The 14692-nt window shown below is 50.6% G+C and carries 9 protein-coding genes; all 9 read left to right on the top strand.

Features of this window, described 5'->3' with window-relative positions; all coding sequences use genetic code 11:
- The first annotated feature begins 10 nt into the window (after positions 1–10).
- Positions 11–1591: a glycoside hydrolase family 32 protein gene (locus FJM74_RS20025; protein ID WP_187264417.1), complete on the top strand. Its 1581-nt coding sequence runs from the start codon at positions 11–13 to the stop codon at positions 1589–1591.
- Positions 1592–1796: 205 nt separating this feature from the next.
- The gene (locus tag FJM74_RS20020) at positions 1797–3461 is read left to right on the top strand and encodes a glycoside hydrolase family 32 protein (RefSeq protein ID WP_187264416.1); all 1665 of its coding nucleotides are present in this window, start codon (positions 1797–1799) and stop codon (positions 3459–3461) included.
- A 1087-nt stretch (positions 3462–4548) separates the two neighbouring features.
- On the top strand, positions 4549–5679 hold the full coding sequence (locus FJM74_RS20015; RefSeq protein ID WP_187264415.1) for an enolase C-terminal domain-like protein: 1131 nt from the start codon (positions 4549–4551) through the stop codon (positions 5677–5679).
- 99 nt (positions 5680–5778) lie between these two features.
- Positions 5779–6471 carry an RraA family protein gene (locus FJM74_RS20010; protein ID WP_187264414.1) on the top strand — a complete coding sequence of 231 codons (693 nt, stop codon included), beginning with the start codon at positions 5779–5781 and terminating at the stop codon, positions 6469–6471.
- Positions 6472–6485: 14 nt separating this feature from the next.
- Entirely contained in the window at positions 6486–7244 is a 759-nt protein-coding gene (locus FJM74_RS20005) for an SDR family NAD(P)-dependent oxidoreductase (protein ID WP_187264413.1), read from the top strand.
- 10 nt (positions 7245–7254) lie between these two features.
- Complete coding sequence (locus FJM74_RS20000; protein WP_187264412.1) at positions 7255–8574, top strand: MFS transporter; 1320 nt, start codon at positions 7255–7257, stop codon at positions 8572–8574.
- 86 nt (positions 8575–8660) lie between these two features.
- Positions 8661–8888 carry a UxaA family hydrolase gene (locus FJM74_RS19995; RefSeq protein WP_206684071.1) on the top strand — a complete coding sequence of 76 codons (228 nt, stop codon included), beginning with the start codon at positions 8661–8663 and terminating at the stop codon, positions 8886–8888.
- 66 nt (positions 8889–8954) lie between these two features.
- The gene (locus FJM74_RS19990) at positions 8955–10142 is read left to right on the top strand and encodes a UxaA family hydrolase (RefSeq protein ID WP_187264410.1); all 1188 of its coding nucleotides are present in this window, start codon (positions 8955–8957) and stop codon (positions 10140–10142) included.
- An 804-nt stretch (positions 10143–10946) separates the two neighbouring features.
- Complete coding sequence (purL, locus tag FJM74_RS19985) at positions 10947–14630, top strand: phosphoribosylformylglycinamidine synthase (protein WP_187264409.1); 3684 nt, start codon at positions 10947–10949, stop codon at positions 14628–14630.
- Positions 14631–14692 lie beyond the last annotated feature (62 nt).

The raw sequence follows: 14692 nt of genomic DNA, 5'->3' as shown, positions 1-14692 counted from the left end.
AAAAACAATCATGATGAAGTTGAAGAAGAGTTGGGCGGTGGCGGCCCTGAGCCTGGGCCTGTTTGCCTGTAGTTGCAGCAAAGAGAGCCCTGAGCCCGGGAACACGACAACACCGGTTACCGGCAGCGACAAGGCCGTGGGCTTTTATCCTAAACCGCCCACTGGCTGGATGGGGACCACCAACCCCTATAACACCACCGGGTGGGTAGGCGATATCATGCCTTATTTCGATAACGGAAAGTTCCACATTTTCTTTCTGCACGATGCGCAGAGCAAACCGGCGGGCCAGGGTTTTCATGCCATTCATAAATTCGAAAGCGCTAACCTGGCAGAGTTCACCTATGGTGGGGAGATGATCCCGTTTGGCACGGCCACGCAACCGGACTTCGCCATCGGTACCGGCTCCACCATCAAAGTAGGCGATACTTACTACATGTATTACACGGGCCATAACGGCAACGCCTCCTTTGTGCAGAACAACCCGCGTGAAAGTGTGCTCTATGCCACCAGCAAAGACCTGAAAACCTGGACCAAGGATCCCTCTTTTAAATTAACGGCTCCTGCCGGGTACTACAATTTCGATTTCAGAGATCCACATGTTTTCTTCAACCAGGAGAAAAACGAGTACTGGATGCTGCAGAGCACCCAGACGAATGATAGCCGAAAGGCGGTTGTGCTGCTCTTCACCTCCAGGAACCCGGCCCTAAACGATTGGGCAGTGCAAGGCCCTGTCTATACCACCACGGAGGAGGAGCGGTACCTGATGATGGAATGCGCCGACATCTTTAAGATGGGAAACTACTGGTACATGTTCTTCTCTGAGAACTGGAGCTCAAACAAGGGCACCCACTACCGCATTGCCGACTCTTCTGAAGGGCCCTGGCGCACGCCTGCCCACGACATGCTGGACGGGGAATTCTTTTATGCGGCCAAAACAGAGACGGATGGCAACAAGCGCTATGCCTTTGGATGGACGGCCAGAAGGCTCCCGGAGAATGACAATGGCAACAAGGAGTGGGCCGGCAACATGGTCATTCACGAACTGACCCAGGAGGCAGACGGAACACTGGGTGTTAAAGTACCCTCGGCAGTTTCTGATATCTTTAAAAAGAACCTCACGCTTCAGGTACAGAAGTCGGCCGGAACAGTAGCAGCAAGCGGAAATTCCTATCAGTTGAACGGGAGCGGTACCGAGGCTTACTACACCTTCAGCCCGGTCAACGGCTCCAGAAAGTTGCACGCCAAACTAAAAGTGAATAATGAGACCGGTACTTCCGGCTTTATATTTAACGCTGATAATCCTGCGGAACAAGCCTACCGGATAGTGTTTGAGCCGCAGCGTGGGCGGGTGGCAGCCTACCAAGTGGCAGGAGGGAACACCCAAGAAGTAACCCGCGTGCCATTTGATTTTAAAGCCGATACAGTATACGATGTAGAGGTGGTGATAGACGGAACGGTGTGCGTCGTGTACATAAACGGCAAGGCAGCGCTGAGTAACCGCATCTATGGCATGCCTGGCAAACAATGGGGAGTTTTTGCCCAGGGAACACAGGCTGAATTTAGTGAGGTAAGTCTGATGGGGCCGGAATAGTTGTTTCTTCTTAGAATGATAGGATAAGAGTCTAATTTCTGAAATTAGGTACTCGCAAGTACCTAATTACCTTCCGTGAGAAACCCTCTCATCAAAGCCGGATCAGGAGCAGAAAGTGGCTCTGGAGGGCGTTTTTTATTAGAATAATTGCTCCTGCACACTTAAGTTTTTCTTTGAATCGACCATCATTTAATCAAGCAATACGATGAAAATTAAACAAGTAGTAAATAGTTTTGCCCTACTGGCAGCTGCTACAGTATTTGCCTGTAACACCGGCACAAACACAACCGAAACCACCGCTACAGCCAGTTTGCAGCAGACAGAAACCACCGACGAACAGCACAGGCCGAAGTTCCACTTTACACCGCCAGCCAATTGGATGAACGACCCGAACGGCATGGTGTACCACAACGGAGAGTACCACCTGTTCTACCAGCATAACCCCGATACCACCGTGTGGGCACCCATGCACTGGGGCCATGCCGTGAGCAAAGACCTCATTAAGTGGGAGCACCTGCCCGTTGCGCTGTACCCGGACAGCCTTGGTATGATCTTCTCCGGAAGTGCCGTGGTAGACGTAAACAACACCTCCGGCCTGGGCACCAAAGACAATCCGGCCATGGTCGCCATTTACACTTACCACGACATGGAAGGCGAGAGAGCGGGCCGCATCGATTACCAGACCCAGGGCATCGCCTACAGCCTCGACAACGGCCGCACCTGGGAAAAATATGCAAAGAACCCGGTCGTGAAGAACCCCGGCATCCGCGATTTCAGAGATCCGAAGGTGAGCTGGTACGAGGCGGGCAAAAAATGGATCATGACCCTGGCCGTAGCCGATCATATCAGCTTCTACTCCTCCAAAAACCTGCTCGACTGGAAACTGGAAAGCGACTTCGGGAAAGGAATTGGTGGGCACGGCGGAGTATGGGAATGCCCTGATCTGTTCAAGCTGCCTGTAGAGGGAACACAACAGGAGAAATGGGTGCTGCTGGTGAGCATAAATCCCGGAGGGCCAAACGGAGGATCGGCCACGCAATATTTTATCGGCGATTTTGACGGGAGCAAATTTGTGATGGATAAGCAGTTTGAAGCCGACCTGCGCAGCAAGCCAACCACTTCAGGAGACAGAAAAGGGCACGAAGGCATCTGGCTCGACTATGGCCGCGACAACTACGCCGGCGTAACCTGGGCCAACGTGCCGGAGCAGGATGGCCGACGGCTGTTTATAGGCTGGATGAGCAACTGGGATTATGCCAACGTAGTGCCCACTCAAAGCTGGCGCAGCGCCCTGACCATAGCCCGCACCCTAACACTGGAGAACACACCTGCCGGCTTGCGCGTGGTGTCTGAGCCGGTGAAAGAACTGCAGCAATATATGGGAACCGCACATAACCTGGAGGCTCAGTCAGTTTCCGGATCCCTGGATCTATCTACCGAGTTTCCTGCCCCTACCGCCACTTTCGACCTGAACCTGGAACTGGAGCCAACAGCATCTGCCGGAGATTTCGCCATTGAACTATCGAACGACCAAAATCAGAAGGTGCTGATAGGGTACAATGCCAGCCAGAACCAGTACTATATCGACAGAACCGATGCAGGCGATCAGGGTTTCTCCGACAAGTTTGGCGGAGTACAGTATGGTCCCCGAATAGCTGCTGATAAGTCTTTTGACTTGCGTTTAGTGGTGGATGTGGCCTCAGTGGAATTATTTGCTGATGGCGGCAAAACAGTCATGACGGCTATTTACTTTCCGGAAAGTCCTTTTACTAAAATAAAGCTGCTTTCTAAAGAAGGGCAGTATGTCCTTAAATCTGGCAAATTATCTGAGTTGACATCTATTCCGGGTGGAACCTCAACCAAGAGCTGACTAATACAAAGTGCATCGTGAAGTAAATCGCAGCGATACTCCTCCCTCATTTAGGCTGCGACTAAACTTTCCGGAACCATGAATGGCATCACCATGATAAAAACGACACACATGTCACGACATTTTGTTATTTGTACAAAAGGTGAAGCAAATTCCGATACCCGAGCGAATATATTTTAAAATAAACGATTTATGGATGAGGATAAAACTCCTCCCGTTTTATAGTTAGACACCAAAAGCCGCCAATACGTTTTGTAGAGGCGGCTTTTGGGTTAAATATCTGTTCAGAAACCCTCAGATGCCAGTTCTGATAAGGCACCCTGCAAAATAAAAGCTTGCAGTCTTTTTTGTCTTTGCCCCCATAGATCATTCCCTTTTTCTCCATTCTCAGCCGATCAATCCGGAAACAGCGCGCCTGGAGGTTGCTGCCAAACCAGATTATTTGAATAAAAGTACCCCTCCGGACCGGCTGCTCTTTAAAAAGGGCACACGGTGCAGGACATAAGACACTGGACTTTTTAAGAGTTTAGAATTATGAGTGTTTAGAGCGCGCTCTGGTCATTCATCTTCAAATTTTCTTATCTCCAAACCGAATAATTAGCACATCGGCACATTAATCCATCAGCACATTAAACAAATTATTCCAATCAAAAAGGCCCTCCAGAGGCTCTGCTGCCGTTGCTCCTTGGTGGCCACACAGGTTGCTTTAATGCTGCTGTGGCCAGTAGGCGCCGGTAGTAGTGTCGGTAGCCTGCCTTTACCTGTTGCCAAGCTAGTTGTGCTGCCAGGTGCATGAGCTTTGCCAATCCAAACCATTTTGCATCCTCTGCACGCATAAAACAAAGACGCTTGTAAAGAGTCAAGGCACGGGAACGCCAATTGTAGGCGGGCTAATGCACAGGGAAAATCAGGAAAAAGGCTGAAACCTTTTGGATTCAGCGATAAGTTTTATTTATATTGTTTAACAATTGTTAGTTAGTCTAACGGGCTTTGGGGCATGTTCTGCTGAACGGGCTGCTGTTGGCAGCCCCCCCTTGTAACCTGACTGATAGCTGATGATGCTGACCCACAACCTGATACTTATTAGATGACGGATCATATTATTGTAAAGGCAGAAACCTGGCTGGTAGAACGGAATATCCCCTTATTCGACCGCAGCAGGACAGGCCGCAGCCCCATGCCCTGGGATATTGTTGTTCTGAAAATAACCACCGATACCGGCCTGGTAAGCGAGGTAAGTGCCGTGGCGGCCCGATCGGGGAGGGTTACCGAAAGCTATCTGCACGACAATATTTTCCCGGTCATACTGGGCAGGAGCATCTATGAGCGGGAGGCGATCTGGCACGAGTTCTGGACCATCGACCGGCATATCACCTTCTTCCCGGTTTACCTGCCTGGCCCCATCGATGTAGCCCTGTGGGAACTGGCCGCTAAAGCCGCCAACCTGCCCCTGTATAAATATCTGGGCGCTTACCGCACTTCTTTGCCCGTGTATGCCAGTGGCCTGTTTCATAACGAGGTAGCAGATTATATTTCAGAAGCAAAGGCCTATGCAAATCGTGGCATCAACGCTTATAAAGCGCACCCGCCCGGCCCCTGGAGAACGGATATGGAAGTACACCAGGCCCTGCGGGATGAACTGGGCAAAGATGCCATCCTGCTGACTGATCCGGTGGGGGAGTATTCCCTGGAAGAAGCCATTAGGGTGGGGCGCCACCTGGAGAAGCTGGATTATCTGTGGTTCGAAGAGCCTTTCCGCGACTTCGAGCTCCACAAATATGCCCAGCTTACGGCCGCACTCGACATTCCCATCGCCGGCACCGAAACTACCCGGGGCTGCCATTGGGGCGTAGCCCAGGCCATTCAGCAAAAGGCCGTCGATATTGTGCGTGCCGATGTGTCGTGGAAGCACGGCATCACGGGCACCCTGAAAATCGCGCACCTGGCGGAAGCGTTTGGAATGCGCTGCGAGATCCATACCACCACCACCGGCCCCCTGGAAATGGCGAATTTACATGTGAGCTGTGCCATTAAAAACTGTGAGTATTTTGAATACTTTATTCCCGAAACCGTCTTTCAGTTTCCTATGAAAGACCCGCTGCCAGTCGATAGCCTCGGCTATATTCATGTGCCGGATAAGCCCGGGCTTGGCGTTGAATTGGATTGGGATGAAATAGACAGGAACTGCACCGCTTACCAGCAGAAAGAAGCAAAATAGCCAACCAAAAGTGCTAAGATCCCGGATTTTGAAAACGGAAGGATCTGGCTGAACACTACAGAATTAAACACACTATCTATCTTTTAACACGCTCTTATTATGTCTCTTTGGAAAAATGATGAGGAACTATTCGCTATAGCCCGAAAAGAATTGTTTACGGCGCTGGTGGGCGATATTTTAGATAAACTCGGATACCTGCATCAATTTGTTGCACCGGCAATAAAACCTTTGCACAGCAGCATGGTGGTCATAGGCCGGGCTATGCCGGTGCTGGAGGCAGATGTTTTTGAGGAAGTTGCCTCCGGATCTAACAACCCCCTGATGAAAAAGCCTTTCGGGCTCATGTTCGAGGCCCTCGATAGCCTGCAGCCGCAGGAGGTGTACATCTGCTCCGGGTCTTCGCCGCGCTATGCCCTGTGGGGCGGCCTGATGAGTACCCGCGCCCTTAAACTAGGCGCTGCCGGAGCCGTGGTAGACGGTTATTCGCGCGATACTTCGGAAATACTGCGCTTAAATTTCCCTTGCTTTTCGCTTGGCAGTTATGCCCAGGACCAGGGGCCACGCGGCAAGGTACTGGACTACAGAATCCCGATTGAGTTTAATGGCGTCCGGGTGAGCCCCGGCGATGTTGTTTTTGGCGACATAGATGGCGTGCTGATTGTGCCGCAGGAGGTAGTGGAGGAGGTCTTCAGCGGGGCAATCGAAAAAGCACGTGGCGAAAAGCTGGTGCAGCAGGCGCTGGAGGAGGGGATGAGTACGGTAGATGCCTTCAGAAAATTCGGGATCATGTAAAACAAATCGTTACCATGAACAATCTTTTATCATTGAAAAACGAACTGGCGCTGATAACTGGTGGTGGAACAGGTATAGGTTTCGGGATTGCCGCTGCTTTTGTGCAGGCAGGAGCCCGGGTGGTTATCTCCGGCAGAAAAGAAGAGGTGCTCCAAAAAGCCGTGGCTGAACTAGGAGAAAATGCCACGTATCTGGTGAATGATATCTCAGAGCAGAAAGGTATCCCCGACTTTGTACAGCAGGTAGAAACGCAATGGGGGCCTGTTAGCATCCTGGTAAACAATGCCGGGCGCCACCTCAAAAAGCCAATGAGCGAAACCACCGATGAGGAGTACCTGGCGGTGTTGCAGACCAACCTGCTGAGCGTTTTTTCCTTGTCGAGGGAGGTGGCCAACCGGATGAGCCAACGGAACAAAGGCTCCATTCTCCTGATAAGCTCCATGTCGGCCTTTATGGCCATGGATCGGGTAGTGGCTTATACAACAGCCAAAACAGCCCTCACCGGTTTAATGCGGGGCATGGTAGCCGACTATAGTAAATACGGCATCCGGATAAATGCTATAGCTCCCGGCTGGATAGAGTCGGATATGCTGCACAAGGCCATTGAGGCCGACCCGGAGCGGAAAGCAAAGATTATGGGCCGTATTCCTTTTAAACAATTCGGAAAACCAGCTGATATCGGGCATGCCGCCCTTTTCCTTTCTTCCGGTGCTGCCAGCTACATAAATGGCGTGCTGATGCCTGTAGACGGCGGCGCGGCTTACGCCTTCTAACCCGGCAGGTATGAAAGAAAAAGCAGGAGAAACAGAGGAAAAAGAGGTAGCAGGTTTTAAGTCAGCAACCTCTGCCATAAAAGAAAAGGTGGGCAGGCACAGGTGGTGGGTGGTGGCGTTGCTGTTCGCGGCTACCACTATCAATTACATCGACCGGCAGGTGATGGGCATTCTGGCTCCTGAACTGCAGGCCACTTTTAACTGGTCGGAGGCAGACTATGGTTTTATCATCATGTCGTTTCAGGCTGCTTATGCTATCGGGCTTATTTCGATGGGTGGTTTATTAGACAAAATAGGCACGAAACTGGGGTACATAGTGGCCGTTATTGTCTGGAGTATTGCCTGTATGTTTCATGCGGCTGCCAGCAGTGTTTCTACTTTTTCGCTGGCCCGCTTTGCTCTCGGAATAGGAGAGTCTGCCAATTTTCCGGCGGCTGTGAAAACCGTGGCGGAGTGGTTCCCCAAACGCGAGAGAGCCCTGGCGACGGGTGTCTTTAACTCGGGTGCTAACATTGGGGCTATTGTGGCACCGCTCATCGTGCCCTTTATTGCGCTGAAGTGGGGGTGGCAATGGGCCTTTATCATTACAGGGACTTTTGGCTTTGTATGGCTGCTCTTCTGGATTCCCTTTTACCAGCGCCCTGAGAAGAGCACCAGGTTAAAGCACGCCGAGAGAAGCTATATTTTGCAGGACAAGGAGGAGACTACGCAGCATCTGCCCTGGCGAAAAATGCTGGCGCACCGCCAGACGCTGGGCATTTGCCTGGCCCGTTTCGTAACCGACCCGATCTGGTGGTTTTTTCTGTACTGGCTTCCTAAGTTCCTGTATTCAAACCACGGCATCGATTTAACCAACATAGGTTTGCCTATCGTGATCATCTATCTTGTGTCCGATGGCGGTTCTATTATAGGCGGATGGGTATCGTCTTATTACGTCAGAAAAGGAAAGGACCCTGTTGCTGCCCGTAAGCTGACCATATTTATGATGGCGCTGCTGGTGGTGCCTGTCTTTTTTACCTCCTTTACCTCAAACCTCTGGGTAGCTGTCGCCTTAATTGCCATGGCCACCTTTGCGCACCAGGGCTATGCCGCCAACATCTATACCATCGTATCGGATATATACCCTAAAAATGCGGTTGGCTCTATGGTGGGGCTTGCCGGTTTTGCAGGGGCTTTAGGCGGTGTGGTTTTCTCTGCAGCAGTCGGCCTGATTCTGGAGGCAACGGGTAGCTATTACATCATATTTGGTATTGCCAGCGGATCTTACCTGGTATGCTGGCTGTCCTTAAAATTGTTTGTGCCAGATAATAAATCCATTCAGATAACCTGATTCGTGGCTGGTATCGTATTTTTGTCTTTTCCAGTGAGACCTGTTTAATGAAGGCTACAATTTTACAAATCAATAGAAACGATAATGTGGCAGTAGCTTTGCAGCCGCTTGTAAGAGGCGCTGCCTGCCAGTTGGCGGAAGGGCATCCTCCCGTGGTGGTGTTAAACGATATTCCCTTTACCCACAAAGTGGCCCTTACAGCCATAGGCCGGGGTGAGCCAATCATTAAATATGGCAGCCCAATCGGTTCAGCCCTGGTAGATATTCAGGCAGGAGAACATGTACATGTGCATAATATCGGGAGCAATTATTAGCAACAAGTGGCAATAGGCTCTCAGGCAAAGCAACAGAAAGTTCAGTACAGGTAAGATTTGAGAAACATGTTGGGATACTTACGAAATAACGGTGAAAAGGGCATCCGGAATGTGCTGCTGGTGGTTTACACAGTAGAATGTTCCCACCATGTCGCCCGCGAAATTGCTTCTGAATTTAAGGACAAGGAGGTACATGTGATCGGCTTTGGAGGCTGTGCTCCTAACGAATACGCTAACAATATGCTCAAAACTTTATGTACGCATGCTAATGTAGGAGCCGTGCTGTTTGTTTCGCTGGGGTGCGAGAACCTGGATATCAGCGGCATTTCAGCAGCCGTAAAAAGCTCTGGCCGGCCGGTAACCACGCTCACCATCCAAAGCACGGGCGGCACCCTGAAAACAATAGATAAAGGAGTGGCGTGGGTAAAAGAGGCCTACGCCGCCATGCAGGCAGTGCCCCGGGTAGAGCTGCAGCTGCAGGAGCTGATCGTTGGCACCATCTGTGGCGGTTCAGATGCGACCAGTGGCATAAGTGCCAACCCGGCTATTGGTAAGGCCTTCGACAAACTTATTGCAGATGGGGCAACGGCTATTTTCGAGGAAACCGGGGAGCTCATCGGGTGCGAATACATTATGGCAGGCAGGGCTGCCAGTAAGGCCCTGGCCGAGCAACTTATTCAGGTGGTTGATAAAGCAGATATATACTATAAAAAAATGGGGCACGACAGCTTTTCTGCCGGCAATGCCACAGGCGGGCTATCCACTATCGAAGAAAAATCTATGGGGGCGTATTCAAAAAGCGGAGATGCGGTTATTTCGGGCATCATTAAACCCACAGAGCGGCCACCACAGCCAGGCCTCTTCCTTTTGGATGTCGTACCTGACGGGGAGCCCCTTTTCGGCTTTCCGAATATCAACGACAATGCCGAGATAGCGGAGCTTATTTCCTGCGGAGCGCATATTATTCTCTTTTCTACCGGCAGAGGCTCGGTAGTAGGGTCGGCTATTTCTCCGGTCATTAAAATCTGTGGGAACCCGAAAACCTTCCGGATGCTGCAGGAGGACATGGATGTGGATGCGGGCAAAATAATTTCCGGCGAAGCAACTTTAGACGAGGTAGGAGAAGAGATCCTGGACTGTATCAGAAATACAGCCAATGGCGAGCCTACCCGTTCAGAAGCCTTGAGGCACCGTGAGTTTGTGCTCACCTACAAGCAGTTCGACAAGCAGCAACCGGGGTGCTTTCCGGGGTAAAGGCAAGCAAGCTAACGCGTTGTTTATTGGGTTACATGAATTATTCTAATGAAAATGCCCCTCCGGAGCCTGCTGCTGCTTAAAAGGACAGAAGATGCAGGACACAAGACTCTCCTTTACATAATAAGACCTGCGCGTGAGGACTTGTGCTCGGCCTGCACTGATAATCTATCTCCTCATCCTCAAATCAACCCCTTGATAAATCAATCATTTAACAACCAGCCATCAAAAAATCAGCACATCAGCACATTAACCAAATTATGCTAATGAATTTGCCCCTCCGGAGCACATCTTGCAGGGATAAACAAGGCTTCTGTTTCCTGAATTTTGCGCTGGTGCGCGCTTGCCGCTCGTACTTTCCTATCCCTGCCTTTCCAGAAGGGGCCAAAGCAGCTTGTTATTGATCCATTCTTTTATGCTGTAGCCGTAAGGAACATTTGGTACGAGCGGCAAGCTCGCACCAGCGACTTGCTTTTCCCTACATGATGAGCTCCGGAGACTTTTTTAAGCCACAAGACGTAGGACATAAGACATAAGACTTCCTTTGCCCGGATCTTTTTATCGGTCCCCAATCCCAACTATAGAGCCCCTGCCCCAGAGATTTACCAGATTTCAGGATGCTCGCAGCATTAGAGGTGCAGCCTTCTTTAATTTCTGATTTTGGATTCGCCTCAACCCCCAGGCTCACAGCAGATCTGGGTCCGGCCGGGTCTGCTGAGCCTGCAGCAGGTCCTAAAGATATTCCCTTCCGGAGTAAGCCTGTTTTTAAATTAAACGTTAACTTTGTAGCTTAAATACTTAAGCATGCTTCATTTCTTTTTTAGTCAGCCTGAAACAGTTTTCGCAGTCCAAACTGAGCTGGAACTAAGCCCGATAGATATTACTAAACTTGAATGGCTTTTTGGCGATGCCAGATTATTGCAGGAAACCACGCTAAGCGGTTCTTTTGTTGGCCCCCGTGCTGCCATGATTACCCCCTGGAGTACCAACGCGGTGGAAATTACGCAGAATATGGCCATTGAGGGAATTATCCGGATAGAGGAATTTAAGACAGTAACAGAAGATTTTACCGATTTCGACCCCATGCTTTCTCAGAAGTATCAGGGGCTCGATCAGGATATTTACACCATTCATATTCAGCCGGAGCCTGTGCTGCCCGTTACAGATATTGCAGCCTACAACAAGCAGGAAGGACTTTCGCTGAGCGATGAAGAAGTGGATTATTTGAATAACCTGGCCGAAAGATTGGGCAGGCCGCTTACCGACTCTGAAGTGTTCGGGTTTTCGCAGGTTAACTCGGAGCACTGCCGCCACAAAATCTTTAACGGCAAATTTGTGATAGATGGCGAAGAGAAACCAAGTTCGCTGTTCAAGCTAATCCGCAAAACATCAGAAACAAACCCGAACGATATCGTATCGGCCTACAAAGACAACGTGGCCTTTATTAAGGGGCCGGTGGTGCAGCAGTTCGCTCCAAAGCGTGCCGATGAACCAGATTTCTATCAGGTAAGCGATTTTGAATCGGTTATTTCCATCAAAGCCGAGACCCATAACTTCCCGACTACGGTGGAGCCCTTTAATGGGGCCGCCACCGGATCGGGAGGCGAGATCAGAGACCGGTTGGCAGGAGGCCAGGGCGCGCTTCCGCTTGCCGGCACAGCTGTTTACATGACGGCTCTATCTCGCCTGGCAAAAGACCGCCCTTGGGAAAAGGCTACCCAGGAGAGAGAGTGGCTGTACCAAACACCCATGGATATCCTGATAAAGGCTTCTAACGGCGCCACTGATTTTGGCAACAAGTTCGGGCAACCACTTATTACCGGATCGGTTTTGACATTTGAGCACGACGAAAAATCTGATAACCTGGAAGCCCCCCGGAAACTGGGCTACGACAAGGTAATTATGCTGGCCGGCGGGGTAGGCTACGGCAAAGCCAGCCAGGCCAAAAAGCATCAACCAAAAAAAGGCGATAAAATTGTAATACTGGGCGGCGAAAACTACCGCATAGGCATGGGTGGTGCGGCGGTATCTTCTGCCGACACAGGCCAGCATGGCACAGGCATAGAACTGAATGCCATTCAGCGCTCCAACCCCGAAATGCAGAAACGCGCCGCCAACGCTATTCGGGGTATGGTGGAGAGCGAGCATAATGCCATTGTTTCTATCCACGACCATGGCGCCGGCGGTCACCTGAACTGCCTCTCAGAACTGGTGGAAGAAACCGGCGGGAAAATAGACCTCGATAAACTGCCTGTTGGCGATCCTACACTTTCTGCCAAAGAAATTATAGGCAACGAATCGCAGGAGCGGATGGGATTAGTAATAGGCGAGGCGGATATTGCTACGCTGCAAAAAATAGCTGACCGCGAGCGTTCCCCGATGTATACCGTTGGAGACGTTACCGGCGATCACCGCTTTACGTTTGAATCAGCCTCATCAGGGGAGAAGCCTATGGATCTTGAGCTGTCCGATATGTTTGGCAGCTCTCCTAAAGTGGTCATGGCCGACAAGTCTGTGGCAAGGACTTACCAGGCGGTAACGTATGATAAAGATCAGCTTCATGCCTACCTGGAGCAGGTGCTACAGTTAGAGGCCGTAGCCTGCAAAGACTGGCTCACCAATAAAGTAGACCGTTGTGTGGGTGGCCGGGTGGCTAAGCAGCAATGCGCCGGGCCGCTGCAATTGCCGCTTAACAATTGCGGTGTAATGGCGCTGGATTTTCAGGGGAAAGAGGGCGTTGCCACTTCGGTAGGTCATGCACCTGTTTCGGCCTTAATTGATCCGGCAGCAGGTAGTCGCAACGCCATCGGCGAGTCTTTGTCCAACATCGTTTGGGCTCCTCTGAAAGATGGCCTTAAAAGCGTGTCGCTTTCTGCCAACTGGATGTGGGCCTGTAAGAACGAAGGAGAAGACGCCCGTTTATACGAAGCCGTTCAGGCCTGCTCTGATTTTGCCATCGACCTCGGGATAAACATCCCGACCGGCAAGGACTCACTTTCTATGAAGCAAAAATATAAAGGCGAGGACGTGATCGCACCCGGTACGGTAATAATCTCGGCAGGAGGAAACTGCAGCGACATACGCAAAGTAGTGGAGCCCGTGTTGCAGAAAGAGGGAGGCAATATTTATTATATCAACCTATCAAACGATAAATTTAAGCTGGGCGGCTCGTCTTTTGCGCAGGTGGTAAATAAGATCGGCAACGAAACGCCTGATATTACTGACGCTTCCCTGTTTAAGAACGCCTTTAACACGCTGCAGGGATTAATTAAAGAGGGCAGGATTGCCGCAGGCCACGATATTGGCAGCGGTGGTCTGATCACGACCCTACTGGAGATGTGCTTTGCTGACAACAACCTGGGCGCTTCGATCGACCTGACTTCTCTGGGCGAGGAAGACAGCGTTAAAGTGCTATTTGCTGAAAACATTGGCGTGGTGTTCCAGGCACCGGCAGACGTGGAAGCAACATTAGAAGCCAGCAAGGTACCATTCCACAAAATAGGCAGCAGCACCGGCACAGCCACCCTCGAACTTAAAAATGGATCAGAGGCTTACAGCTTCGACATTGCCCGACTACGCGATACCTGGTTTAAAACTTCGTACCTGCTGGATATAAAACAAAGTGGTCCGGTAAGTGCAAAAGAACGCTTCGACAATTACAAGAAGCACGAACTGATCTACAAATTCCCTGAAGGATTTGATGGCAGGAAGCCGGTAATCGATACCTCCAAACCAAAAATAAAGGCGGCCATTATTCGCGAGAAAGGAAGTAACTCTGAACGTGAAATGGCCAACGCAATGTACCTGGCAGGCTTCGACGTGAAAGACGTGCACATGACAGATTTGATCTCCGGAAGAGAAACCCTGGAAGATATTCAGTTCATTGGCGCAGTAGGTGGCTTCTCTAATTCAGATGTACTGGGTTCAGCCAAAGGATGGGCCGGCGCTTTTATGTACAACGAAAAAGCAAAAACTGCCATTGAGAACTTCTTCAAGCGCGAAGATACTTTGTCGGTAGGTATCTGCAATGGTTGCCAGCTGTTTGTGGAGCTAGGCCTGATCAACATGGATCACGATAAAAAGCCGAAAATGCTTCATAACGCGAGCCACAAACACGAAAGCATCTTCACCTCTTTAACCATCCAGGAAAACAAATCGGTTATGCTTTCCAGCTTAGCCGGATGCACGCTGGGTGTTTGGGTGTCGCATGGGGAAGGTCGCTTCAGCATGCCACAGTTGGAGGATAAATACCAGATCGTTTCGAAGTACGCGTACGACACGTATCCTGCCTGCCCCAACGGCTCAGACTACAATACGGCCATGATATGCGATGAGACAGGCCGACATTTGGTAATGATGCCACACATAGAACGCTCGCTTTTGCAATGGCAGTGGGCCAATTATCCGAAGGGCCGACAGGATGAAGTGTCGCCCTGGATGGAAGCCTTTGTGAATGCCAGAAAATGGCTTGAAACGAAAGTGAAATAACAGCAGCAAAATCAGGCACAAAAAGGCGGATTATAACTTAATCCGCCTTTTTTGTGCCTGAT

The organism is Pontibacter beigongshangensis (assembly GCF_014332515.1).
GTDB classification, from domain to species: domain Bacteria; phylum Bacteroidota; class Bacteroidia; order Cytophagales; family Hymenobacteraceae; genus Pontibacter; species Pontibacter beigongshangensis.
This window is presented reverse-complemented; position numbering and strand designations above follow the sequence as displayed.

Bases quoted from the DNA above. Each gene is read 5' to 3' on its own strand.
- FJM74_RS20025 (WP_187264417.1), top strand. From the start codon at position 11: ATGATGAAGTTGAAGAAGAGTTGGGCGGTGGCGGCCCTGAGCCTGGGC.
- FJM74_RS20020 (WP_187264416.1), top strand. From the start codon at position 1,797: ATGAAAATTAAACAAGTAGTAAATAGTTTTGCCCTACTGGCAGCTGCT.
- FJM74_RS20015 (WP_187264415.1), top strand. From the start codon at position 4,549: ATGACGGATCATATTATTGTAAAGGCAGAAACCTGGCTGGTAGAACGG.
- FJM74_RS20010 (WP_187264414.1), top strand. From the start codon at position 5,779: ATGTCTCTTTGGAAAAATGATGAGGAACTATTCGCTATAGCCCGAAAA.
- FJM74_RS20005 (WP_187264413.1), top strand. From the start codon at position 6,486: ATGAACAATCTTTTATCATTGAAAAACGAACTGGCGCTGATAACTGGT.
- FJM74_RS20000 (WP_187264412.1), top strand. From the start codon at position 7,255: ATGAAAGAAAAAGCAGGAGAAACAGAGGAAAAAGAGGTAGCAGGTTTT.
- FJM74_RS19990 (WP_187264410.1), top strand. From the start codon at position 8,955: ATGTTGGGATACTTACGAAATAACGGTGAAAAGGGCATCCGGAATGTG.
- purL (WP_187264409.1), top strand. From the start codon at position 10,947: ATGCTTCATTTCTTTTTTAGTCAGCCTGAAACAGTTTTCGCAGTCCAA.